At 45.1% G+C, this 23502-nt stretch carries 36 protein-coding genes and 1 pseudogene; 1 reads left to right on the forward strand and 36 read right to left on the reverse strand.

The annotated features are described in order from the left end of the window. Positions 1-24: 24 nt before the first annotated feature. The 34 genes and pseudogenes from AC5JL8_RS36205 to rplC all read right to left on the reverse strand — a co-directional run bounded on the left by AC5JL8_RS36205 (position 25) and on the right by rplC (position 20521). A complete protein-coding gene (locus AC5JL8_RS36205) occupies positions 25-1719 on the reverse strand; it encodes an ABC-F family ATP-binding cassette domain-containing protein (RefSeq protein WP_495884515.1) in 1695 nt (564 codons plus the stop codon). A 505-nt stretch (positions 1720-2224) separates the two neighbouring features. Further along, positions 2225-2338: pseudogene (locus AC5JL8_RS36210) on the reverse strand (transcriptional regulator); the annotation flags it as partial. A 95-nt stretch (positions 2339-2433) separates the two neighbouring features. Further along, complete coding sequence (prfA, locus tag AC5JL8_RS36215) at positions 2434-3534, reverse strand: peptide chain release factor 1 (RefSeq protein WP_495884516.1); 1101 nt, start codon at positions 3532-3534, stop codon at positions 2434-2436. Positions 3535-3633: 99 nt separating this feature from the next. Next, the gene (gene rpmE, locus AC5JL8_RS36220; RefSeq protein WP_495884517.1) at positions 3634-3873 is read right to left on the reverse strand and encodes a 50S ribosomal protein L31; all 240 of its coding nucleotides are present in this window, start codon (positions 3871-3873) and stop codon (positions 3634-3636) included. A gap of 136 nt (positions 3874-4009) precedes the next feature. Then, positions 4010-4426: a 30S ribosomal protein S9 gene (gene rpsI, locus AC5JL8_RS36225; RefSeq protein WP_495884657.1), complete on the reverse strand. Its 417-nt coding sequence runs from the start codon at positions 4424-4426 to the stop codon at positions 4010-4012. A 2-nt stretch (positions 4427-4428) separates the two neighbouring features. Beyond that, positions 4429-4884 (reverse strand): 50S ribosomal protein L13, encoded by a 456-nt coding sequence (rplM, locus tag AC5JL8_RS36230; protein WP_495884518.1) that lies wholly within the window; start codon positions 4882-4884, stop codon positions 4429-4431. Continuing rightward, positions 4881-5807 (reverse strand): tRNA pseudouridine(38-40) synthase TruA, encoded by a 927-nt coding sequence (gene truA, locus AC5JL8_RS36235; protein ID WP_495884519.1) that lies wholly within the window; start codon positions 5805-5807, stop codon positions 4881-4883. The genes rplM and truA overlap by 4 nt, the downstream gene beginning before the upstream one ends. A gap of 68 nt (positions 5808-5875) precedes the next feature. Further along, positions 5876-6226, reverse strand: coding sequence for a 50S ribosomal protein L17 (gene rplQ, locus AC5JL8_RS36240; RefSeq protein ID WP_495884520.1), 351 nt, complete (start codon positions 6224-6226; stop codon positions 5876-5878). 33 nt (positions 6227-6259) lie between these two features. Next, entirely contained in the window at positions 6260-7207 is a 948-nt protein-coding gene (locus tag AC5JL8_RS36245) for a DNA-directed RNA polymerase subunit alpha (protein ID WP_495884521.1), read from the reverse strand. A 299-nt stretch (positions 7208-7506) separates the two neighbouring features. Continuing rightward, positions 7507-7902 carry a 30S ribosomal protein S11 gene (gene rpsK / locus AC5JL8_RS36250; protein WP_096558115.1) on the reverse strand — a complete coding sequence of 132 codons (396 nt, stop codon included), beginning with the start codon at positions 7900-7902 and terminating at the stop codon, positions 7507-7509. Between the two features lie 54 nt (positions 7903-7956). Next, complete coding sequence (gene rpsM / locus AC5JL8_RS36255; RefSeq protein ID WP_495884522.1) at positions 7957-8337, reverse strand: 30S ribosomal protein S13; 381 nt, start codon at positions 8335-8337, stop codon at positions 7957-7959. 115 nt (positions 8338-8452) lie between these two features. Beyond that, positions 8453-8566, reverse strand: a complete 114-nt coding sequence (rpmJ, locus tag AC5JL8_RS36260) for a 50S ribosomal protein L36 (protein WP_015129703.1) — start codon at positions 8564-8566, stop codon at positions 8453-8455. Between the two features lie 115 nt (positions 8567-8681). Continuing rightward, positions 8682-8906, reverse strand: a complete 225-nt coding sequence (gene infA, locus AC5JL8_RS36265; RefSeq protein WP_006276978.1) for a translation initiation factor IF-1 — start codon at positions 8904-8906, stop codon at positions 8682-8684. A 232-nt stretch (positions 8907-9138) separates the two neighbouring features. After that, positions 9139-9693 carry an adenylate kinase gene (locus AC5JL8_RS36270; RefSeq protein ID WP_495884523.1) on the reverse strand — a complete coding sequence of 185 codons (555 nt, stop codon included), beginning with the start codon at positions 9691-9693 and terminating at the stop codon, positions 9139-9141. Beyond that, positions 9693-11006 carry a preprotein translocase subunit SecY gene (gene secY / locus AC5JL8_RS36275; RefSeq protein ID WP_495884524.1) on the reverse strand — a complete coding sequence of 438 codons (1314 nt, stop codon included), beginning with the start codon at positions 11004-11006 and terminating at the stop codon, positions 9693-9695. Before secY ends, AC5JL8_RS36270 begins: the two co-directional genes overlap by 1 nt. 70 nt (positions 11007-11076) lie before the next feature. After that, on the reverse strand, positions 11077-11523 hold the full coding sequence (gene rplO / locus AC5JL8_RS36280; protein ID WP_495884525.1) for a 50S ribosomal protein L15: 447 nt from the start codon (positions 11521-11523) through the stop codon (positions 11077-11079). Between the two features lie 48 nt (positions 11524-11571). Continuing rightward, positions 11572-12096, reverse strand: a complete 525-nt coding sequence (rpsE, locus tag AC5JL8_RS36285; RefSeq protein WP_495884526.1) for a 30S ribosomal protein S5 — start codon at positions 12094-12096, stop codon at positions 11572-11574. A gap of 105 nt (positions 12097-12201) precedes the next feature. Further along, a complete protein-coding gene (gene rplR / locus AC5JL8_RS36290) occupies positions 12202-12564 on the reverse strand; it encodes a 50S ribosomal protein L18 (RefSeq protein WP_495884527.1) in 363 nt (120 codons plus the stop codon). Between the two features lie 2 nt (positions 12565-12566). Further along, complete coding sequence (rplF, locus tag AC5JL8_RS36295) at positions 12567-13115, reverse strand: 50S ribosomal protein L6 (RefSeq protein ID WP_495884528.1); 549 nt, start codon at positions 13113-13115, stop codon at positions 12567-12569. Positions 13116-13179: 64 nt separating this feature from the next. Further along, positions 13180-13581, reverse strand: a complete 402-nt coding sequence (rpsH, locus tag AC5JL8_RS36300; protein WP_495884529.1) for a 30S ribosomal protein S8 — start codon at positions 13579-13581, stop codon at positions 13180-13182. A gap of 20 nt (positions 13582-13601) precedes the next feature. Further along, positions 13602-14150, reverse strand: a complete 549-nt coding sequence (rplE, locus tag AC5JL8_RS36305; RefSeq protein ID WP_495884530.1) for a 50S ribosomal protein L5 — start codon at positions 14148-14150, stop codon at positions 13602-13604. Positions 14151-14269: 119 nt separating this feature from the next. Beyond that, positions 14270-14623 carry a 50S ribosomal protein L24 gene (gene rplX / locus AC5JL8_RS36310; RefSeq protein WP_495884531.1) on the reverse strand — a complete coding sequence of 118 codons (354 nt, stop codon included), beginning with the start codon at positions 14621-14623 and terminating at the stop codon, positions 14270-14272. Next, on the reverse strand, positions 14623-14991 hold the full coding sequence (gene rplN / locus AC5JL8_RS36315; protein ID WP_015129713.1) for a 50S ribosomal protein L14: 369 nt from the start codon (positions 14989-14991) through the stop codon (positions 14623-14625). The genes rplX and rplN overlap by 1 nt, the downstream gene beginning before the upstream one ends. 41 nt (positions 14992-15032) lie before the next feature. Continuing rightward, positions 15033-15284, reverse strand: coding sequence for a 30S ribosomal protein S17 (rpsQ, locus tag AC5JL8_RS36320; RefSeq protein ID WP_495884532.1), 252 nt, complete (start codon positions 15282-15284; stop codon positions 15033-15035). A gap of 6 nt (positions 15285-15290) precedes the next feature. Continuing rightward, positions 15291-15518 carry a 50S ribosomal protein L29 gene (rpmC, locus tag AC5JL8_RS36325; RefSeq protein WP_495884533.1) on the reverse strand — a complete coding sequence of 76 codons (228 nt, stop codon included), beginning with the start codon at positions 15516-15518 and terminating at the stop codon, positions 15291-15293. Positions 15519-15521: 3 nt separating this feature from the next. Then, complete coding sequence (rplP, locus tag AC5JL8_RS36330; RefSeq protein WP_495884534.1) at positions 15522-15947, reverse strand: 50S ribosomal protein L16; 426 nt, start codon at positions 15945-15947, stop codon at positions 15522-15524. Between the two features lie 20 nt (positions 15948-15967). Next, a complete protein-coding gene (locus tag AC5JL8_RS36335) occupies positions 15968-16117 on the reverse strand; it encodes a hypothetical protein (protein WP_495884535.1) in 150 nt (49 codons plus the stop codon). A 13-nt stretch (positions 16118-16130) separates the two neighbouring features. Further along, positions 16131-16886 carry a 30S ribosomal protein S3 gene (rpsC, locus tag AC5JL8_RS36340; protein WP_495884536.1) on the reverse strand — a complete coding sequence of 252 codons (756 nt, stop codon included), beginning with the start codon at positions 16884-16886 and terminating at the stop codon, positions 16131-16133. 51 nt (positions 16887-16937) lie between these two features. Next, entirely contained in the window at positions 16938-17297 is a 360-nt protein-coding gene (gene rplV / locus AC5JL8_RS36345; protein WP_495884537.1) for a 50S ribosomal protein L22, read from the reverse strand. 178 nt (positions 17298-17475) lie between these two features. Beyond that, positions 17476-17754 (reverse strand): 30S ribosomal protein S19, encoded by a 279-nt coding sequence (gene rpsS / locus AC5JL8_RS36350; protein ID WP_495884538.1) that lies wholly within the window; start codon positions 17752-17754, stop codon positions 17476-17478. Between the two features lie 104 nt (positions 17755-17858). Beyond that, positions 17859-18722 carry a 50S ribosomal protein L2 gene (rplB, locus tag AC5JL8_RS36355; protein ID WP_495884539.1) on the reverse strand — a complete coding sequence of 288 codons (864 nt, stop codon included), beginning with the start codon at positions 18720-18722 and terminating at the stop codon, positions 17859-17861. A 5-nt stretch (positions 18723-18727) separates the two neighbouring features. Continuing rightward, the gene (locus tag AC5JL8_RS36360) at positions 18728-19042 is read right to left on the reverse strand and encodes a 50S ribosomal protein L23 (protein WP_495884540.1); all 315 of its coding nucleotides are present in this window, start codon (positions 19040-19042) and stop codon (positions 18728-18730) included. After that, the gene (rplD, locus tag AC5JL8_RS36365) at positions 19035-19667 is read right to left on the reverse strand and encodes a 50S ribosomal protein L4 (protein WP_495884541.1); all 633 of its coding nucleotides are present in this window, start codon (positions 19665-19667) and stop codon (positions 19035-19037) included. Before rplD ends, AC5JL8_RS36360 begins: the two co-directional genes overlap by 8 nt. Positions 19668-19888: 221 nt before the next feature. Then, on the reverse strand, positions 19889-20521 hold the full coding sequence (gene rplC, locus AC5JL8_RS36370; RefSeq protein ID WP_495884542.1) for a 50S ribosomal protein L3: 633 nt from the start codon (positions 20519-20521) through the stop codon (positions 19889-19891). A gap of 948 nt (positions 20522-21469) precedes the next feature. On the opposite strand from rplC, the gene AC5JL8_RS36375 reads away from it, so the two are divergent. Then, positions 21470-21946 carry an NAD(P)H-quinone oxidoreductase subunit N gene (locus tag AC5JL8_RS36375; protein ID WP_495884543.1) on the forward strand — a complete coding sequence of 159 codons (477 nt, stop codon included), beginning with the start codon at positions 21470-21472 and terminating at the stop codon, positions 21944-21946. Positions 21947-21996: 50 nt separating this feature from the next. On the opposite strand, the gene AC5JL8_RS36380 is transcribed toward AC5JL8_RS36375, so the two are convergent. Both AC5JL8_RS36380 and AC5JL8_RS36385 read right to left on the reverse strand, forming a co-directional pair. Then, positions 21997-22470, reverse strand: a complete 474-nt coding sequence (locus tag AC5JL8_RS36380; protein ID WP_495884544.1) for a GNAT family N-acetyltransferase — start codon at positions 22468-22470, stop codon at positions 21997-21999. A gap of 105 nt (positions 22471-22575) precedes the next feature. Beyond that, entirely contained in the window at positions 22576-23403 is an 828-nt protein-coding gene (locus tag AC5JL8_RS36385) for an ABC transporter permease (RefSeq protein ID WP_495884545.1), read from the reverse strand. Positions 23404-23502 lie beyond the last annotated feature (99 nt).

The following is a 23502-nucleotide window of genomic DNA, read 5'->3' on the forward strand; positions in this document are numbered from 1 at the left end:
AAATACCTACTACTAATAATTCCTTCATTTGCGCTTGGTAGAAGCTTTAGAGGCTTTGGCAGCTTTCTTAGCAGCTTTTTCGGCAGCTATTGCCGCTAACTTTGCTTGCTCTTTTTCTTCAGCAGTTTTTTCCAGATAGTAGTGATAATTGCCTAAATAAACACGGAATTCACCATCGCGGATTTCCACAATTTTATTGGCTACCTGAGAGATAAAATAACGGTCGTGAGAAACAACAATCGCTGTACCGTCGTAGTTCTGTAATGCTTCTTCCAACATTTCTTTGGCTGGAATATCTAGATGGTTTGTCGGCTCATCTAAAATTAGTAAATTTGCTGGGCGTAAGAGCATTTTTGCTAATGCTAGCCGTGCTTTTTCTCCCCCACTCAATGCCCCGACTGGCTTAAATACGGTGTCACCAGTAAATAAGAACCGTCCCAAAAGCGTCCGGACTTCTTCATTTTTCCAATCAGGAACTTCATCATGGATAGTTTCCATGACTGTTTTCTTCAAATCTAAAGCTTCTGCCTGGTTTTGCTCAAAGTAACCGGGAATAACATTGTGATCGCCTAATTGAACGCTACCTTCTGTAGGTTGTTCCATGCCCATAATCACGCGCAACAGCGTAGATTTTCCTGCACCGTTGGGGCCAAGAAAAGCAATGCGATCGCCTCTTTCAATCAGAAGATTCGTTCCTAAAAATAAGATTTTATCATCGTAGATGTGAGTTAAATCTTTAATGTTTACCACCTCTCGTCCGCTGCGAGGTGCAGGTGGAAAGCGGAAATGTAAAGTTCTTACCCCAGCCGTGGGTGCTTCAATGCGCTCAACTTTTTCTAGTTGTTTTTCGCGGCTTTTTGCCTGGGTGCTGCGGGTAGCACTAGCGCGAAATCTGTCAACAAAAGCTTGCTGTTTTTCTAGTTCTTTCTGCTGGCGTTCGTAAGCACTCAATTGTGCTGATTCATTTTCAGCTTTTTGGAGGAGGTATGCTGAGTAATTGCCAAGGTATGTAGTAGAAACTCCGCGTTCAGTTTCCACAATCTGGGTGCAGAGGCGGTCAAGGAACTCCCGGTCATGAGAGACTATTACCATTGGCGTAGTCAGACCTTTAAGGTAATTTTCTAACCACTCAATTGTTTCTAAGTCTAGGTGGTTAGTCGGCTCGTCCAGCAGCAATAAGTCAGGTTTTTGTAGCAGGATTTTACCCAAACTCATCCGCATCTGCCAACCACCAGAAAAGGCACTAACGAGGCGATCGCCATCTTCTGGTTCAAATCCCATTTCTGGTAAGATTTTCCCGATGCGTGCTTCTAAACCGTAGCCATCCAAAGCTTCAAATTGTCGCTGTAAGCGATCCAATTTGTTGATCAGTTGATCTAGTTCCTCTGGAGTAGCTGTTTCCATGTCTCTTGTCACCTGTGCCAGAGACAGCTGTACAGAGTTGGCTTCTTTGAAGACAGTCCAAAATTCTTCTCTAACGGTGCGACTGGGGTCTACTTCAAACTCTTGGTTAAGGTAAGCTATATGTAAACTGGCAGGACGAATGATTTCGCCAGCGGTGGGTTCAATTTCTCCAGATATAATTTTCAATTGGGTAGATTTTCCAGCACCGTTAACACCGACTAAGCCGATGCGATCGCCTGGTTTAACTTCCCAGTTGATATCTTTGAGAACTTCGCCTGTAGGATAAATTTTACTTATATGTTCTAATCGTAGCATCCAGTTTCTCTCAGGTAGGGAGTGGGTGGTTGGGGGAAGAAGTGCTAACGCCGTGTTAATCTTAACAAAATTTAACTAAAAATTCGTCGTGGGTAACTCTTGGCAGACACAGAGAAATTTGTCATATACCTAAGCATAAGTCTTAGCTGAGTGCTTCGGTCACACTCGTTATACTTCCAAAGCTGATACCTGTGCTGTACATCTCACGATCAACCTCAAAATTACGCTAGGGAAATAGCCTCCATATTTAGTTTTGCGTTTACCTGCAATTATTTATCACTTTTATCGTTTACACCATCTTGCATTCCAATTAACTGCTCTTTCGATACTCGTAATAACCATGACATAATTAAACATTTATATTGGAGTCCATTTTAATAAATTTTAGATATTAGCTAAAATTATCATTTTGAATGATATCAAAGACTATTTATACTTATTCATAAGAAAAAGTTCAAAACCAATAGCGCTGTCTCACTGCTACGCGTATAGGTTTATTAGCAGTTCAATTGGCTTTTGCTTCATCCCCAGATGCTTCAGCGACAGCAGCTAACCTATCTACCGCAGCTTGAACAATCTGAGCCACTTGGCTTAGAGGCATATGTTTTATTTGCCAGAGATGGAAGATGCACTCAACATTGCATTAGAAAACCGCTTGTGTGTATTGAATACAACAGCACAACAAGCGGTTTTTGGGTTTTTTAGAAGCAGTAATTAGCTATTAGCACCAGAAGTAGCCAACTCTGCCAATCTTTCCTGCTGGTCTTGAGAAATACAAGATTGAATAATCGTCTCCAATTCACCTTCTAATACTGGGTTAAGAGAATAGTTCTGTCCTAGACGGTGGTCAGTAACGCGGTTGTCTTTATAATTGTAAGTGCGAATTTTTTCTGATCGCGACCCTGTACCGACTTGCGATCGCCGCATAGAAGTTACAGCTTCTTGTTGTTCGCGTAACTTCATTTCATACAGCTTCGCCCGCAGAATTTGCATTGCCCGTTCTTTGTTTTGTAACTGGCTGCGTTCTTCCGTACAGAAAATCCGAATTCCTGTCGGTTTGTGCATTAAGTCAACGGCAGTTTCCACTTTGTTGACGTTTTGTCCACCAGCGCCACCAGAACGAGCCGTGGTCATTTCAATATCCTTGGGGTCAATGTGGATTTCCACATCATCGACCTCTGGCATGATTGCTACTGTAGCTGTCGAGGTGTGAACCCTTCCCCCCGCTTCAGTTGCAGGTACGCGTTGTACGCGATGCACCCCCGCTTCAAACTTCAGCTTGCTATAAACGCTGTCGCCTTGAATTTCCAGAATCACTTCTTTAAAACCGCCCATTTCACCTAGTGACTCGCTCACTAGTTTCACTCTCCAGCCTTGGCTATCAGCGTAGCGGGAGTACATCCGCAGTAAATCTCCTGCCCAAATACTCGCTTCATCACCACCAGTACCAGCACGAATTTCCAACATGATGTTTTTATCATCATTCGGATCGCGGGGTAGCAGCAATATCTTCAAGCGAGTCTCTAAATATTCTAGTTTTTGCTCTAGTTCATCTACTTCCAGGGCTGCCATTTCTTGCAACTCTGGGTCACCGTTTGCTTCTTTGAGTACCTGACGCGCCCCTGCCAATTCTTCTTGGGCAGTTTTCCAACTTTCATAGGTATTTACTACCTCTTCCAAAGAAGAACGAGCCTTGGCAATTTTTTGATACTCATCAGGGTTTTTGGCGGTATCAGGGTCGGCAAGGCGACGAGTCAATTCATTAAAGGTTTGTTCTACGGATTTTAATTTCTCCAGCAGGTATGATTCAGCCATGACGAGTGCGACGCTCCTTAAAATAACAAGTTGGCTCGAGCATTAAATGACAAGCGACCCAGCGGATGCAGGGTCGTCGTTAACAGCAGAGCCAACCCGCTACTTTTTGTTTTTGTCGTCAGAGCCTTGAGTGCTGCTCATGCCATACTTACGGAGGAAGCGCTCTACTCGACCCTCAGTATCAATCATCTTCTGAGTACCAGTGTAAAATGGGTGGTTCCCAGACCAAACATCTACGTGCAGTTCTGGCTTTGTAGAGCCAACAGTCATCACAACTTGACCGTTGCAGTAAACTTTAGCTTCTGGATACCACTTGGGATGAATATCAGGTTTAGCCATTGTTCCTTTTGTGGTGAATCTCTAAATAAATTATAACTTTCAGATGAATTCAAGGACTAGGGAATGGGGATCGGGGATTAGGGACTGGGAAAGTGCTTTTCCTATACCCAGTATCCACTGCCCAATCTCCAGACACTTATCTTTTGGAGTACTGAGGTGCTTTGCGGGCTTTGTGCAAACCGTATTTTTTCCGCTCTTTGGCTCGCGGATCACGAGTTAGGTAGCCTTCTGTTTTTAAAGGTGAGCGGTTATCTGGGTCTAGTTGGCACAAGGCGCGAGCAACTCCCAGGCGAATAGAATCTGCCTGTCCGGTCAAGCCGCCACCTTCAGCTTTCACCAAAATGTCATATTCGTTTTCCAATCCCAGAGTTTCTAAAGGTGCTTTGATGACACCAAGGTAGTTGGCGTTGAATTGAAAATATAACGTTCCATCCTTACCATTCACGGTCAGTTGACCGCTACCTGGAATCAGGCGTACTCTGGCTACTGCGGACTTACGACGACCAGTACCCCAGTAGACGGCGCGACCGCTAGTGGTTTCTGCTACTGCTATCATTAATTTTCTGCTCCAGGAATTGTATTAATTATTAGTTCTTTCGGTTTTTGAGCTTCATGAGGGTGAGTTGGCCCTGCGTAAACTTTCAGCTTGGTGAACAACTGCTTACCCAAGCTATTTTTAGGTAGCATACCTTTGACAGCGTGTTCTAAAATTCTTTCTGGTAAACGCTGTTGCAGCTTGGCAAAAGTTTCTGTCTTCATCCCACCAGGACGACCCGAGTGGCGACGGTAGACTTTTTGGGTACGCTTTTTCCCGGTGACTGCGACTTTTTCGGCATTGACAACAATGACAAAATCGCCTGTGTCTAGGTGGGGAGTATACTCGGCTTTCTTTTTGCCTCTTAGTACCTGGGCGATTTCACTAGCGAGGCGACCGAGGCGTTTGTCAGTGGCGTCTACTATGTACCACTCACGCTCAAGAGCTTCTTGAGGAGGAAGGTAAGTTTTACTCATTGGGGTTGTAATTTACTTGCTTGCGTGGAATTAAGATAAACGGTTTCCGTAGGGGTAGTTAGATCCTCTTTTTGGTGAGGATAATCCCCTGGAATATGCGTAGGGAAGACGAACTTAGGCAGGTTGTCATACCAAACATCTGGAGAAAAGGGAAAATCTGGATAGCCAACTCGCAACAAGCACAAGCCTTGGGGAGGTGCGGCGTGTTTCACTTCTTCCCGACGTTCTGCTTTCCAGAGTTCAGTAAAGCTAGCAAGACTGCGCTGCCCAGAACCTACTTGTACCAGCATCCCTACCAACAGCCGTACCATGCCATACAAAAATCCATCTGCCTGTATTTCAATATGAAGCAATGGCCCACTGCGATGACACTCTGCTGCTTGTACCTCTACCCAAGAATGCGATCGCTTAGAGCCTGCACGGTGAAAAGCAGCTAAGTGATGCTTTCCCAGCAAAGGTTTCAGGGCAGCTTTAATTAAGGATTCATCTAGGGGAGCATAATAATAATGCCAACTGAAGGGTCTAACGAACAAGTTCGGCTGATCTTCAGTGTATATCGTGTAGCGATACCTTCGATAGGCTGCACTAAAGCGAGCGTGCCAACGGTTACCTACACCTGCTGAAGCCCTGATTAATATATCGTTGGGCAAATAGCTATTAAGGATGGCTGACCACTTGTGAGCCGGAATTACACCTGTAGACTCAAAATGGGCTACTTGAGCTGCGGCATGAACGCCGGCATCGGTTCGTCCTGCACCATGTAGTGTCACATGATACCCAAGAATTTGAGCGATCGCTGTTTCTATCTCTTCTTGGACTGTACGCTGCTGCTTTTGTCGTTGCCAGCCATGAAAATGAGTGCCCAGGTATTGGATTACCAGGGCCACTCTGTGAGTCGTCATAGGCTGGTGGCTTTCTAACATAGAATCAACTCAAATTTGAAGTATGAAGGATAAAAATTTCATCCTTTATCCTTTAAACTTCATCCTTCTTAAACCAATTCAATTATTGCCATCTCAGCATTATCGCCTCGACGAGGCACAGTATGCAGGATGCGGGTATACCCTCCTTGACGGTTAGCATAGCGAGTGGGAGCTTGCTCAAATAGAGCATGAACTAGTTGTTTGTCGTAAATGTAGCCTAGAGCTTCTCGGCGTGCTGCTAAGGAGCCGTCTTTGGCTAAGGTAATCATTTTATCTACTTCACTTCGTACTACTTTAGCTCGGACTAAAGTGGTAGTAATCCGTCCATGACGAACTAGTTCGGTAGTCAGCGCGCGCAACAAAGCGCGACGCTGGTCTGCTGGTTTACTGAGTTTCTTGACTCGACAACGGTGACGCATAATAATGCACTATGAATTATTAACGGTTTTGCCTTAACTGTGTTTAGAGCTTCTTTCTTGAGGTAAAGTAATACCTAAGCGTCGCTGTAGAGCTTCAACTACTTCTTCTGCTGACTTTTGACCAAAGTTTTTAATTTCTAACAGGTCTTCTTGGGTGTAGTCCAACAAGTCGGCCACAGAGTTAACTTGTGCTCGCTTTAGACAGTTGTATGCTCGTACAGAAAGTTGTAACTCTTCGATGGGAATTTGGGCGGTTGGATCGTCTGGAATATCTGCGCCTGTATCGGTTGGTTCCAGGGATATATCTTTCAATGGGTTGAATAGATCTACCAAAATCCCAGCGGCGGATGATAATGCTTCTTGAGGAGAAACACTACCATTTGTCCAAACTTCCAATAGCAATCTGTCCTTGGTGATGGAGCCATCTCCACGGGCTTCTTCGACGCTATAGTTAACTTTTCGCACTGGCATAAATACTGAGTCGATTTGCAGAAAGTCCAAAGATGTGGCTTCTTCGCGTCCTCGCTCCACAGTGCGGTAACCTTTACCTTTCTCAATCCGAAATTCCATTTCCAGCTTGCCACCTTCCGCTAGGGTAGCTACATACTGGGTCGGATCGATGATTTCTACTTCACTGGGCAAATCAAAATGCGCCGCAGTGACTGTTGTTGGCCCGTTAACGAGCAAGCGCCCAATTTGAGGCTGAGAGGAATAGCTTTTGAGGATGACTTCCTTCATCCGCATGATAATTTCCAGCACATCTTCCCGTACACCTGGAACTGTGGCAAACTCGTGTGAAACGCCTGCAATTCGTACTGCTGTAACTGCTGTACCCTCTAGGTTGGACAGTAAAACCCGCCTCAGGGCGTTGCCAACTGTTGTTCCTTGACCACGTTCTAGAGGTTCTAGGACAAATTTACTGTAATGGCTTCGACTTTCCTCAGTATTAGACTCTACACATTCAATTTGAAACTGCGCCACGGAGTTGCCTCCCTTATTTTAAGGTGCTGCTAGTAGGCAAATCGATTGCCTCCTGAATTTAGTTTTTGCCCTAAAGCTTACTTCAGGTATATCAAGCTACTAACTTCAAATGCCGCTAGAGTTTGACGTCCCTGTTAAGCTTATGGGCGCTAATAATTAATTTTGGTTTTTTAAGTTGGGAAGTAGTTCAAAAGTCTCAATCCTGATACAGCAGTTTGCACGCTAGACGTCCAAGCGGCTATTACAGGTGGCTTTCCTATGCTCCAACTTTTTGCCTTCATTGCGCCAAAGAATCGGTTCTAAACTCGGCGGCGCTTAGGCGGGCGGCAACCATTGTGAGGAATCGGGGTAATATCCCGAATGAGTGTAATTTCCAGCCCTGCTCCTTGAAGTGCTCGGATAGCGGTTTCTCTACCTGCACCAGGGCCACTGACCATTACTTCAATTTGGCGCATTCCTTGATCGATGGCTCGACGAGCAGCACTTTCAGCTGCGGTTTGTGCTGCAAAGGGAGTTCCCTTTTTTGCCCCTTTAAAACCGCTAGAACCAGCACTTGCCCAGGAGATGACATCTCCGTTTTGATCGGTAATGGTGACAATGCTATTGTTGAAAGTAGACTGGATGTAAGCCATGCCGTTGGGTACGTTGCGTTTCTGCTTTTTGCTTCCAGTTTTTTTAGTTGGTTGTCGCGCCATAGTTGTGTAGTGAATTTAGGGTAAACTTTGCTCTGTTGAGCAAGCGTTGAAATCTTATTTGCCTGGTGCTTTCTTCTTACCAGCCACTGTCTGCCTTCTCCCACGACGGGTTCTGGCATTAGTGCGAGTTCTTTGTCCTCTTACCGGTAAGCCCATGCGATGACGCCGCCCCCTGTAAGTACCAATGTCAACTAAGCGCTTAATGTTCATCGCTTCCCAGCGCCGCAAGTCCCCTTCGACTTGATAGTTGCTTTCTACTTCTCCTCGCAGGGCTGCAACATCGGCATCACTGAGTTCTTTAACGCGGGTGTCTGGGTTTACACCTGTAGCCGCTAAAATTTCTTGCGATCTGGATAAACCAATTCCGTAGATGTAGGTTAGACCAATCTCAACACGCTTATCGCGTGGAAGGTCTACTCCGGCAATACGTGCCACAATGAATCTCTCCCTTTCGTTCTGACAATTGCTGTTAGAAAAACGCGATTAATCGCATCTTTAGCTGTTGATGGTGCTTTTGTGTAGCACTTCACTCTGTTTGTGGTTTGAAGTGCTATCCTTGACGTTGCTTATGCTTGGGGTTAACACAAATCACCATGACGCGACCACGGCGTTTGATCACGTTACACTTTTCACAAATCTTTTTGACTGAGGCTCTGACTTTCATGCCTTTTTTAATTAACTCCAAATAGTGAATTATAGCATTTTTAGGTAATTTAGTCAGTTAAATGACTAAGCAACACCCAAAAGGGTAATTTTATGGTAATATTCTCTACATAAACTTACTTCTTTCGCAGTCGATAGGTAATTCTACCCTTTGTCAAGTCGTAGGGAGTTAACTCCACTTTGACGCGATCGCCAGGTAAAATCTTGATGTAATTGCGGCGGATTTTGCCAGAAATGTGTGCCAGGACATTAAAGCCATTATCCAAGTCAACGCGAAACATCGCATTGGGCAATGACTCGGTGACCGTGCCTTCCATTTCAATCAAATCTTGCTTAGACAATTTGTGTTTTCCTCAACTCAACAATCTCCTGTTCTTTTGCCGTAGCTTCACCTGCACAAGAACACAATTTACGAAATATATCAACAGTTTATTAATATATCTTAGCTAAAAATGCCATATGCCTTATCTCCAGAGCCAACAGTGAGGTAGGGCATGGCTGAAAGTGAGGCTATGGGAGAAATTATGAATTTTAAATTGTCGATTCCTCCCTTCTACCCCTCCTCGGCTGTGATTAAAAAGCTATTACCTTTTGAAGTTCAGTCGTGACTTCTTCTTGGGACTGGTTACCATTGACCGTGAGGAGTTTTTGGCGATCGCGGTAATAATCAATTAAGGGTTCAGTTTCAGAACGATAAACTTCTAGACGACGACGAATCACTTCTTCGCTGTCATCTTTTCTACCTCGTGCTAGTAAACGTGCTACCACAACATCATCTGGCGCATCCAGGTTAACTACCCTTTCTCCACTCTGATGTATTGTTTCCAGCAACTCTTCCAAAAACACCGCTTGCGTTACTTTGCGGGGAAAGCCATCTAGAATCCAACCAGATTTGGCATCCGGTTGCCCTAAGCGTTCCTGTACCAATTCCTGTACTAGCTGGTCGGGAACTAACTCACCGCTATCAACATAGCTTTGAGCTTTTATCCCTAAAGGGGTTTGCTCTTTCATGGCTTGCCGTAATATATCACCGGTAGAAATATGGGGAATATGCAAGTGTTCAGCCAAGGTGTGAGCTTGAGTTCCTTTTCCAGCCCCAGGTGGTCCCAAGAAGATTAATCGCGTCACTATTGTTTCACCATTCCTTCATATCGCTGAGATATAACGTAGGTTTGAACTTGCTTAGCTGTATCAATCGCCACACCAACTAGAATTAATAAAGATGTAGCGCCCAGTCCTTTAAAAGTTGGTACTCCTAAAGCACTTTCGACAGCGGTGGGTATAATAGCAACGATGCCCAAAAATATCGCACCTAAAAAAGTTAGTCGATTGATTACCCGCTCAATATACTCACTCGTTGCCCTACCTGGACGAATTCCTGGAATACTAGAACCCATCTTCTTCAAGTTCTGCGCTACATCTACTGGGTTGACAATCAACGAAGAATAGAAATAGCTGAAGAAAATGATAGAAACTAAATAGACCAAGGCATATGCCCAAGCCTGAGATCCACCAGGGCTGAGATAAGTGTTAACGATATTTGCTAAGTCCGGATTTTTGGTGAAATTAGCAATCAGCAGTGGCAAACTCAAAATCGCAGCTGCAAAAATAATTGGCATAACACCACCGGAATTCAGCCGCAGTGGTAGGTAGCTACGTTGTTCAGCTAAAACTCGCCGCCCTACTTGACGACGTGCTGAAATAATTGGGATGCGACGAATTCCTTCCTGAACAAACACAATACCAACAATTGTTGCCAGGAATACTACTAACAGAACAATTACGCGACCCACGATTTCTCTACCACCAACTTGCACCAAGTCGATAGTGTCACCCAATGATTTTGGTAGTGATGCTACAATGTTGACAAAAATCAACAATGATGCGCCATTCCCTATACCGCGTTCTGTGATTAGTTCTGATGCCCACATCACGAACATTGAACCAGCAGTCAGAGCGATCGCGGTTTCGGCTACGAATACTGGGCCTGGGTTTAAGGCAAATTGCTGTAGGAATAAGGCAGAAAAAGCCACACTTTGAATAATTGCCCACCCTAAAGAGACGTAACGCGTAATCTGCGAAATTTTGCGCCGACCCGCTTCGCCTTCATTTTTCTGTAAATTTTCTAAAGATGGTAGAGCAGCAGTGAGCAATTGGATAATAATGGACGCATTAATGAAGGGTAAAATACCCAAGGCAAAGACTCCCAAAGTCGAAAGTCCCCGCCCAGAAAATATATCCAATAAACCAAATATGGAATTGTTGCTCGATATTGCTTCGCCAAACCGAGCTCTATCAATACCTGGTACAGGCAGAAAGATGCCCAGGCGAACCAAAATTAAAATACCGACAGTGACAAGCAGCCTACCTCTTAGCCCAGCTGCTTGTGCCATCTGCATAAAAGTTTCTTGAGCCGTTGGGGATTTGTCTCGACTGATCATAGAGTGCTACCTTTATCGTGAACCAGGCTCTGGAAGCGAGTTGGTTAGCATTGAAGTGCCCTATTGGGCTTCACTCTGGGACTTCACAACTTCCTCCAGCTGCCTCAATTTTGCTACGAGCTTGACCTGTGAAAGCCGCCGCTTGTACCTTGAGCGGAACGCTCAATTCCCCATTACCCAAAATTTTCAATGGGCCCTTAATAGAAGTAATGATCCCTGCCGCTTTTAAGGAATCTAAAGTTACTTCTGTATTAGCAGGGAGGGAGGCTAGCTTATCTACATTTATCGTAGTGTAAATTTTCCGATTCACTATCGGAAAGCCTTTTAACTTAGGTAGGCGGCGGTACAATGGCTGTTGACCGCCTTCAAAGCCCGGTCGAGTACCGCCACCAGAGCGAGAGTTTTGACCCCGCATACCTAGACCAGCACTTGCACCTTGACCAGCAGAAATACCTCTACCTACACGGCGACGGCGTTTTTTTGAGCCTTTTTGGGGCTTGGCATCGTTGAGTCTCATGATGTAAATAGTAATTTTTTACACTAATACTCTACAGGGGCGGCTCTACTAGATGTAGAGATTTTCAATAGGAATACCCCGATCTTCCGCAACTTCAGCAAAGGTACGCAGTGTAGATAGGGCGTTAACTGCGGCTCTAGCGTTATTAAGTGGATTATTGGAGCCGAGCTGCTTGGCTAAGATGTTGCGAACTCCGGCCAACTCCAGCACAGTCCGGACGGCTCCACCAGCAATTACTCCAGTACCTGGTGCGGCTGGTCGCATCATTACCTTGGCTCCACCACCTGTACCATCAATGGGGTGGGGGATAGAGTTAGATTTGGTGATTGGGATGTCAATCAGATGTTTTTTACCGTCGGCTACGCCTTTTTTAACGGCACCAATTACATCTGAGGCTTTGCCTACTCCTACACCGACTTGACCTCGTTCGTTACCAACGACAACGATCGCTCGGAAGCTGAGTTTTTTACCTCCTTTAACGACCTTACTTACACGTCGGATCTGAATTACCCGCTCTTGCCAGTTGGTTTCTTCTTTCTTTGCGCGGTTTGCTTTACGACGACCAGTTGCCATAATCATGCTCTCTCAACGTCAGTTGTCAGTTGTCATTTGTCTTTTGCCATTTGTCTTATGTCATTCGTTAAATGACTAATGACCAATGACTAATGACTAATGACTTTAGAAATCTAAACCAGCCTCACGTGCTGCATCAGCTAGTGCTTTGATGCGACCATGATAGAGGTTGCCACCGCGATCAAACACTACTTTGGTGATGCCTTTTTCTAGCGATCGCGCTGCTATCAATTTGCCAACTTGCACCGATGCTTCGCGGTTAGAGCCTGTATTTAAACTAGATTTCAAATCAGGTTCTACAGTTGAGGCTGCCACTAAAGTATGATGTTGAGTATCATCAATTACCTGAGCATAGATATGCTCATTAGAGCGAAATACGGCTAGACGTGGGCGTTCTGGAGAACCTTGAACTTTACCACGGATACGTCGATGACGACGCACTTTTGATTCTCTACGAGTAAGTTTCATTTTTACTTCTTACCACTCTTACCAGTCTTACCAGCTTTGCGTCTGACCACTTCACCGGCATAGCGAATGCCTTTACCTTTATAAGGTTCAGGTGGACGAACGGCACGAATTTTTGCTGCTGTGTTACCTACTATTTCTTTGTCATAGCCACTGACTATGACATTAGTAGTGCCTTCCACTGCAAACTGAATTCCATCTGGTGGAACAATTTGTACTTGATGGCTGTAACCCATGTTGAGGACTAGGTTACGGCCTTGGACTTGTGCCCGGTAACCGACACCTTGAATTTCCAGACGACGCTGGAAACCTTGGGAAACTCCCTCGACCATGTTGGCAACCAAAGTACGGCTTAAACCGTGCATTTGCCTAGAGGTACGGGAATCATCCCGACGGTTCACCAGTAATGTTTCCCCTTCTTGGGAAACTGTGACATGGGCAGGGAGATCGCGAGAAAGTTCTCCCTTGGGGCCTTTGATTACAACTTTTGCGCCGTCAATCGCCACTTGGACTTTGGCGGGAATAGTAATTGGACGTTTACCAATACGAGACATGACTTTTTGCCTTTTGTTATTTGTCCTTTGTCTATTAAGAAGACAAATGACTAATGACTAATGACTACCAGACGTAGCACAGCACTTCACCACCCAAGTTCTGACGCCGCGCTTCGCGGTCAGTCATGATGCCACTGGATGTAGAAATAATGGCAATGCCAATGCCGCCCAGTACTCTAGGTAATTCTTTTCTATTGGAGTAAACGCGCAAACCTGGCTTACTCACTCGCTTTAAGGCGGTAATGAGCGGCTGACGATTTTTACCCTTGTATTTCAAGGAAATCACCAGATTGCGCTTTACTCCCTCTTCTGCTTCTTCAAACTCAGAAATAAAACCTTCATCGCGTAGCACTTTAGCAATACTACGGGTGAGTTTTGTGGCTGGCACTTGTGTAGTTTGATGCCTTGCCAAATTGGCATTGCGGATGCGCGTCAGCATATCTGCAATTGTGTCGTTAGCCGCCATCGTTCCCTCTTTAGATGAACTTATTGATCACGAAAAGGCATTCCTAATTCTTTAAGTAAGGCGCGGCCCTCTTCGTCGTTTTTCGCTGTGGTAATGATGGAAATATCTAGACCACGGACTTGATCGATGCTGTCGTACTCGACTTCTGGAAAAATTAGCTGTTCTCTGACACCCAAGGTGTAGTTACCGCGACCGTCAAAGCTTTTGGGACTAATGCCGCGAAAATCTCGGATTCTGGGTAGTGTCAGGCTAACGAGTCGGTCGAGAAAGGCATACATCCGTTCGCCTCTCAGGGTCACCATGATACCAACAGGCATACCTTGACGAATTTTGAAGCCAGCGATCGCCTTTTTTGCCCTTGTTACTACTGGCTTTTGACCAGTGATCAAGGCAATTTCGTTTAAGGAAGCTTCCAGTGCCTTAGCGTTTTGAGCCGCTTCCCCCAAACCTCGGTTAACAGTAACCTTAACCAACTTCGGTACTTGATGAACGTTGGTATATTGAAACTGATTGGTCAGCTTGGGGACAATTGTCTCCAGGTATAAGTTTTTGAGTCTTGGTGTCGCCATAGTTTTTCGTTCTGTTTATCCCTGGGCTTGGTCAGGGAACCAAAAAAGCATCAAGTCTGAAGTCATTATTATTACTTTTAAATTTTTATCCTTCAGCTTTTATACTTTATCCTTCATCCCTATTTATCCAAAATTTCGCCGGTTTTCTTGAGCTTCCGTACTTTTTTACCTTCTGCGGTGAAGGTGTAGCATACACGACTAGCAACGTTTTGCTTAGTGGAATAGAGCATCACGTTGGAGCTATGAATTGGGAACTCTTGGGTGACTATTCTTCCCGATTCTCCTTCTTGCTGAGGCTTGACGTGTTTAGTTTTAATATTTACACCTTTGACAATGACTTTACTTAGCTGTGGAAGTGCTTGGATCACTTCACCAACTTTACCTTTGTCTTTGCCAGCAATTACTTGCACGGTGTCACCAGTTTTGACGTGCATTTTGTGGAATACTTTGGGCGTACCCTGTTTGGTTGCCATTACAGCACCTCCGGAGCCAGAGAAACAATTTTGGTGAAGTTCTTATCGCGCAGTTCCCGTGCGACTGGGCCAAAAACCCGTGTGCCTCTGGGGTTACCATCTTTGTTGATGATCACTGCGGCGTTATCGTCAAAACGAATGCTCATACCGCTGTCTCGATTTATGCTTTTACGAGTGCGGACAATTACTGCCTCCACAACATCAGACTTTTTCACAGCCATGTTGGGTTGGGCATCTTTAACAACGGCAATAATTTTATCACCTACGCCACCATAACGACGGTTGCCTGCGCCTAATACGCGAATGCACATTAGTTTTCGGGCACCACTATTATCTGCGACATTCAGGTAAGTCTGGGGTTGAATCACAATTTGTCTCCCTTGTTCAGTTGTTAGTTTTATAACAACTATTAAGTTGTAGCTTTGGCGTTGAGAATTTCTGTGACTTGCCAGCGCTTAGTTTTACTCAGGGGTCTGGTTTCCTGAATGCGAACGCGATCGCCCACTTTGCACTGATTGTCCTCATCGTGAGCTTTATAGCGCCGAGTTTGAACTACAATCTTGCCGTACTTGGGATGAGGAGCGCGGTTTTCAACGGCGACTACCACCGTTTTTTGCATTTTATCGCTCACTACCAAGCCAACTCGTTCTTTGACTGACATAATCTCCTACTTTTCTTCTTTAGACGGTTGACTTGCTGCGCGTTTGCGTTCCCCCTCTACCGTCAGTAATTGGGATAGCCGATGTCGGGCGTGCTTAAACTGATGAGGCTTGTCTAGTTGTCTGGTAGCTTTTTGCAAGCGCAACTGGAATAGTTGTCTTTTAACAGCAACAATTTCCTCAGCCAGTTTCTCGTCACTTAATTCTCTAGCTTCTGAAATCTTGGGAAGAGGCATAACCTACTCCTGCTCCTGTGGTTGAGGGCGCGTAATAAATTTAGTTTTAATCGGCAGCTTATATGCAGCCAAGCGCATAGCTTCACGAGCGACTTCCTCAGAAACGCCAGCGATTTCAAACAAAATTCGCCCAGGCTTGACTACAGCTACCCAAAACTCTGGGTTGCCTTTACCGGAACCCATCCGGGTTTCAGCGGCACGCATGGTTACAGGCTTGTCAGGAAAAATCCGAATCCAAATTTGTCCGCCCCGGCGAATATAACGGGTCATTGCCCGACGCGAAGCTTCGATTTGACGCGAGGTAATCCAAGCAGGTTCTTGAGCTTGGAGGGCAAAATCGCCAAAGTTAAGGGTACTGCCACGGGTGGCTAGACCTTCCATCCGTCCGCGCTGTTGTTTGCGGAATTTAGTTCTTCTAGGACTTAACATGATTGGGTACTAGGTACTATCTACTGGGGATTGGGGATTGGTGAGACAGCGCGGTCTTGGGGGTTTCCCCCATGAGCGACTGCGTACACGCGAAGCGGGTTCTCGAAGAGTACCCGAAGGGGCATTGGGCATTGGGCATTGACGACAATTCCCTGTGTCCCATGCGCCATGACCTATTCCCATTTATCCTTCATTTGAGCGGTCTTCAAATTGTTGGCGACGGCGTTGTTGTTGACGACGACGAGGTTCGCGCTCGCGGGTTGCAGGTGGGGGTGGAGTTTCTTCCTGTCCCGGGATGATTTCTCCTTTAAATACCCACACTTTAATGCCCAGAATGCCATAAACCGTTTTGGCTGTGCAGTAAGCGTAGTCAATATCAGCCCTTAAAGTATGTAAAGGTACTCTACCTTCACGAGTCCACTCTGTTCGGGCAATTTCTGCACCGTTGAGTCGACCGCTAACTTGAATTTTAATGCCTTGAATACCAGCACGTTGGGCACGCTGAATCGCTTGCCGTACCACTCTGCGGAAGGAAACGCGGCGTTCTAATTGTTGAGCAATGTATTCAGAAATTAAGTAGGCATCAGCATCAACTCGTTGCACTTCAACTACGTTAATGCGAATTTGACGATTGCTACCCAACAATGATTGAAGTCCGGTACGCAATGATTCGATACCTTGTCCACCACGACCTACTACTACACCTGGTCTAGCTGTGCGTACCTCTAAGTCGATTTGGTCTGCTTTACGCTCAATCCGCACCTCAGAAATGCCGGCGTTGTTTTGAGCCAGTCTACCCAGCTTTTGTTCTATGTATTTACGGAGTTTATGGTCTTCTTGTAAAAGTTCTGGATAGCGTTCAGGAACGGCAAACCAACGGGATTGATGCTCTTGTGTAATACCCAGGCGAAAACCAACTGGATGAATCTTCTGTCCCACAAATGCTTCCTCTAAAATTTCTTACTTTACGCAATTTTTCGGGTTTTAAGCTTATTCATCTGAGGAGCTAGCACCAACAGCCACAGTGATATGACACGTCGGCTTGCGAATTTGGTAAGCTCGTCCCTGTGCCCTAGGTTGGAACCGTTTCAGCACTGGACCTTGATCAGCGTATGCCTGAGTAATTACTAGTTGAGTTCGATCTAGACCAGCGTTATGCTCGGCATTGGCAGCGGCGCTTCTGAGAACCTGTAAAACTGGTTCACAGGCTCGATAGGGCATAAATTCCAGAATGATTAGCGCTTCTCTGTACGATCGCCCCCGAATTTGATCGAGTACACGACGGACTTTATAGGGAGAAATGCGTATAAAACGAGCGATCGCCTTAACTTCAGTAGTATCAGTAGCCATAATTTTCTCCAATTTTGTCAGTTGTCAGTTGTGATGCAGTACGGTCTTGGGGGTTTCCACGCCAGTTGCTTCAAGCCGGGAAACCCGTCCAACGCACTGGCTCCCCATGAGTAACTGGCGAACCCGTAAGGGTTAGTTGTCAGTTGTTTGCTACTACTGACTACTGACAACTAACCACTTACCTGCCTGATTTTTTGTCACTTTTTCCATGACCCCTGTAGGTGCGGGTAGGGGCAAATTCTCCCAACTTATGCCCTACCATTTGTTCACTGACAAAAACTGGAACGTGCTGGCGTCCGTTGTGGACAGCTATGGTATGACCTACCATTAGGGGCAAAATTGTCGAGGCTCTCGACCAAGTTTTAATAACTTGCTTTTCGTTTCTAGCGTTTAGCTTTTCGATCTTGCTAAGCAAATGATCGGCAACGAAAGGACCTTTTTTTAGAGAACGACCCATAATTAGAAAGTTTTGAGTTTCGAGTTTTGAGTTTCGAGTTTTGAGTTGTAAGTTTTGAGTTGTTTAATTTTGCTCAACGCTCACCACTCACAACTGGGCACTAATTAGGACTCACGACCACCACGACCGCGTTTAGAAGATTTGCGACGACGGCGTATAATGAATTTGCTACTGGCTTTCTTGCGTTTGCGTGTCTTCGCACCTAAAGTAGGTTTACCCCAAGGTGTAACTGGCCCTGATCTCCCAATGGGTGCCCGACCTTCACCACCACCGTGGGGGTGGTCAACTGGATTCATGACGCTACCCCTGACTTTGGGACGGCGACCCTTCCAACGATTTCGTCCTGCTTTACCAGCGCTGAGGTTTCTGGCGTCAGTATTGCCTACTTGTCCAATGGTGGCGTAACAATCACGCCGAATCAGGCGGACTTCCCCTGAAGGTAACTTGAGAGTTACGTAATTACCTTCTTTAGCGACCACTTGAGCTGTAGCACCAGCAGAACGGACAATTTGACCACCTTTACCAGGAGTCATTTCCACATTGTGAACGCTGGTACCCAAGGGGATATTGGCTAGCGGTAAGGCATTGCCATCTTCAATGGGAGATTCTGGCCCAGCAATAATTTTTGTCCCAACTTTCATGTTATTGGGTTGAAGAATATACCGCTTTTCGCCATCTTCATACAACACAAGGGCAATCCGCGCATTGCGATTGGGATCGTATTCAATTGCTATTACTTCAGCAGAAATGTTACGTTTATCCCTTTTAAAGTCGATGATGCGGTATAGCTGTTTATGTCCGCCACCGCGACGACGGCTGGTAATCCGCCCCTGATTATTCCGACCTTTGGGGCGATGGACGTATTCTGTTAGCGATTTTTCTGGTTCAGTTTTGGTAATTTCCGCAAAGTCAGAGATTGTAACTTGGCGAGTACTGGGGGTATAAGGGCGATAAGAACGAGTACCCATCTTTTTTAGACCTCTGGGAATAGAACTTGTCTAATCTTCTCTACATCCCCAGATGCGACTGTAACAATAGCTCGCTTGTATTGGGGCTTGTAACCAATAAATTTACCTACGCGCCTTTTTTTGCGCGGTGGAATAGCTGTATTGACTTGTACAATCTTGACCTGAAATAAGTCTTCAATTGCGGCTTTGATTTGTGGCTTGGTTGCCTTTGGAGTTACTTCAAAAGTATATTTATTTTGCTCCATCAGAATTGTCGCCTTCTCGGTGACAATAGGGCGACGCACTAAGTCCGGAAGGTTGCGGGGGTCAAACTTAGGCACTGTAGACCTCCTGAATTTTTTCTAGAGCTGATGCTGTAACTACAATTTTGTCAGCGTGCAGTAAATCAAAAACATTTAACTGGTCTGCTGCAATTACCTTTAAATTTTCTACGTTGCGGGCTGAAAAATGAATGTTATCCGCAATTTCAGACAAAATTAACAGTGTCTTATTTTCTGGTGCAGCTCCCCAACGAGCTAGTGCTGCCACTAAGTCTTTGGTTTTGGGGCGGGATAGCTGTTCGCTAAATTCTTCTACTACGATCAAATCGTCAATGCGGCTCACAAAAGCTGTTCGCAGTGCTAAACGTCGCTCTTTGCGGTTCAACTTGAGGTTAAAATCTCTGGGTTTTGGCCCAAAGATTACACCGCCACCACGCCACAAAGGTGAACGAATTGACCCTGCACGCGCACGACCTGTACCTTTTTGCCGCCAAGGTTTGCGGCCACCACCTCTTACTTCGGAACGTGTTTTTGTGCTGGCAGTTCCCTGACGGGCATTGGTCATTTGTCTTACCAAAGCCCGATGCACAATATGAGCCGCTGTTTCTTCTTTGGCAATGCGCAACTCGAAGGTCGTCTCCCCGACTTGTTCTCCTTGCCAATTTTTAACTATACTCTGAACCATCTTTGTCACTTGTCCTTTGTCATTTGTGAGCCAGTGCAGTCTTGAGGGTTTTTATGCCATGTGCTTCAAGTCTGACGACCGAATGCACTGGCTCCCTATGAGCAACTAACGTTCCCAGTAGGAGTTCCGCAGAGTACTCAAAGGATCTTTTGCCATTTGTCCTTAGCCATTTGTCCTTAGCCAGAAACTAATGACTAATGACCTTAACAAATGACTCTTGACTATCCCACTTGATTGGCAGGCACAATACTCACTAGAGCACCTGGTTTACCAGGAATAGCTCCCTTGATTAGTACTAAGTTGCGTTCTGCATCTACTCGCACTACAGTCAGCTTGCGAATTGTCACGCGTTTGCCACCCAACCGTCCTGCCATCCGCTTACCTGGATAGACACGACCTGGGGTTGTACCAGCACCAATAGAACCCGGTGCTCTATGGTTTTTAGAACCATGTGACATGGGCCCGCGACCAAAGTTGTTACGTTTCTGGTTGCCTGCAAAACCGCGACCAATACTTGTACCGGTTACATCTACAATTTGACCTGCACTAAAAATATCTGCTTTAATCTCTTGACCTAAAGCATAATCACTCGAAGTATCTGTGTGATACTCGCTTAAATGACGTAATGCTGGGGCAGATGATTTCGCCAAATGGCCCAACAATGGTTTGTTCAGCGCCTTTGGTTTGACTGAGCCAAAACCAACTTGAATGGCGGCATAACCGTCGGTCTGTTTCGTTTTTATTTGGGTAACAGTGCATGGCCCAGCTTGAATAACGGTGACAGGAATTGCTACTCCTGCATCGTCAAATATTTGGGTCATGCCCAGCTTGGTGCCGAGAATACCTACAGACACAGTTACTGGTTCTCCTTATCTACTTGCTAACCTTGGCATCGGACTCTAAAAGACAGGCTGTTTATCTACCGATCTAGGTTGGACGAGCCTCCGAAATTTAGAGCCGCGTCGGCTAATCCAACTTTTCTGGGATACAAAAATCCCTGTCTTTACTGTTTGGTGAATTCGTTTACTTTCACTCACTTGTTCACCAGAACAGCCATAAGCGCCTTCCTGTTAGGAAGGAGTAACTTCTGGAATCAAGGCAAGGCTTTAAAGCTTTGCGCTTTGTGCAGCAATGCTTTCATCCAAGCGATTGCTTAGGCACTTTCTGGAGGCAGGTCCTTAGAGGGGTTTCCTGACTTAAGGAGCCATTGCCTTGCTGGGGTTCTCCCCGTTAAAGCAAGTGGCGTGCGACTGCCGTGTTGTAGTGGGACTTAAGCAGCTTCTTGCCGCCCAGTATCCATTAACTGAGGCTGATGCAATGCCATCAAACCAACATTACTGCTCAGTTGCTACTTCACTAAATACCTTAAACCATTGTTCAAGATTTTGCCTGTTTTTTTCAGGGCTACAGGAGTGAACGTAGTCTAGAACTTAGTATGGGCTTTGATTTCCCAATTCTAAGCTCCACAGTAGTTGACCTGAAAGCTTTTTTAGTGTACTTGTCTCTTATGAGTCTTAGCTAGCTTATCCCTTTTGGAATCAAGCGATCAGCCCTTGATGCTCACACTAGCCCAGAATGCCAATAAGAGGGCAAACTAATTTGCGTGTTTGGTCACAATCTAACAATATAAATGATTTATTTAGATTTGTCCAGGAATTTTCAAAGCAGTGTTTGACTAAATAAGGGGAGGAGTGGCGTTAAGCTAATTTAACTTATAAGTTAGTTATCTAACTTAATCTAGCTCTTCACAGTAAATAATAGAGATATCTAAGTGGGATAGAACGAATATCTAACGAATATCTATGGCACTAATTACCACTGGCAACGCTTTTATTCGCGAACTGGAAAAAGTTGGCTCTCTTGGTGTTTATGTACCTCCGGAAGGGGGTTATGAAGGACGGTATCGACGCCGCCTACGTGCTTCTGGCTACATCACTCTCCACATTACTGCTAAGGGGTTGGGCGATGTAGCTGCTTATATGACAGGAGTTCATGGAGTCAGGCCGCCTCATTTGGGTAGAAAAAGTAATGGTAGTGGTGCGGCAGTAGGAGCTGTATACTATGTGCCACCCATTATCGGCTATAACTTAGAACAGTTACCGCCAAAGTCGAAGGGGCTGGTTGTGTGGATTATTGAGGGGCATATTCTTTCCAATCAGGAAATTGAGTTTTTAGCGACTTTGCCCAGCTTGGAACCAAAAGTAAAAGTAGTAATTGAGAGGGGTGGCGATCGCGCCTTCCGTTGGACTCCTCTAGAAAAAACACTTTTAGCTAGTTAGTTCTTAGTTCTGAGCCCTTAGTCAATAGTCATTAGTTTTATAACTACTGACTACTGACTAAATTCCATCAGCATTTCTATGGTGCTGATGCGAAAACCACAGGATGCAAATAACCGCCGCGCTGCTTCGTTCACAAATGCAGTATCTAGCCGTATTTGCTTCACCCCCATTTGATGAAAACGTTCAATGACGATGATCAGCATCTGTCTAGCTACTCCTTGTTGGCGATATTCTGACTCGACCCAAATATCATGAATAAAGGCAAATTCCTGTAATCGGTAAATTGGGATTTCTCGCTCAACTGTCGCTACGACAAACGCCACCAGATTTCTTTCAACTTCAGTAACTAAAAATACACTCCGCTCATTATTTGCTAACCGCGTCAACCATTGTTCATAACGCTGCTCAGGATGGGGAATAAAACCATATTTGGCAGAGTCCCAAGAATCATGCAAAGCACAAATCTTTGCAACCATGGGTAATACTGCGGGTACGTCGGCTGGTGTGGCGGATCGGATCAGCATAAGCTCTGGAAGCGCAAGAAATATTCTTAGCAGTAAGGTGAAGTTCTGAAAAAACCGACAGGTTAGATTAAATCAAATTTCGAGCGAAATCCCCTAATTTAAAGTTTAATCTTGTTGGTGAGCAAATTTATAACCACCCCAAAGTGAAAGGGCGATCGCCATCACTAATAAAATTGGCACGCTGTACCAAGGAAATTGAGACAATGGCAAATGGGCTGCTGCACGCAATCCGATGCTGGCATAGGTCAGTGGTAAAAAGTAAACTACAACTTTGAGAGCAGCTGGCAATGTTCCGGGGTCAAAAAATGTTGCGCCCAAGAAAGACATGGGGATAATTACAAAATTGTTGTAAAATCCTACCGATTCAAGCGATCGCACACTCAATCCTACAATCACTCCCAAGCCAGCAAATACAGTACAATTTAGGACTAATAACAGCAAAAACAGCGGATGGAGAAAATTCCAGTTGCCAGTCAACAGCAACGCTACCAAAATTACAGAACTGGAAGTCATTAATCCTCGCACTACTCCTGCAAGCATTTTCCCGATATGCAATGCTAAAGGATGTATAGGAACTAGCAAAAACTCTTCAAAGGTGTTCGTAAATAGCCTATCTCCACAAATTGAAAATGTTGTTCCAGCAAAACTGATAGTCATTGACGACAGCGCCACCATCCCCGGCAAAATAAATTCTAAATAGTTATCATAGTTACCACTAATTCCTGAACCAGGTCTAATTGAACTACCTAAACCCAAGCCAAAAGCTAAAATATATATCAGCGGAGATACTAAACCAGATGCCGCAATTTGTACTAACCTGACACGTAAATCTAACCACTCTCCCCAAAAAATTGTGAGACTATCAGCTAGAAGAATTTGCAATTGCGAAATTTTGAACCCTTTGCTTCTGAGTAGTGTTCTTTGATATCTCACGTTATTGTAGTTAAATATTAAAATTTTCTTAATTATAATTTTACATTTTTCTATGTATCCTTAGTCAGTTAAAGAGCACTATCGTAGAGTGTGGCTCAA

The sequence above is a fragment of the Mojavia sp. genome (genome assembly GCF_059505145.1).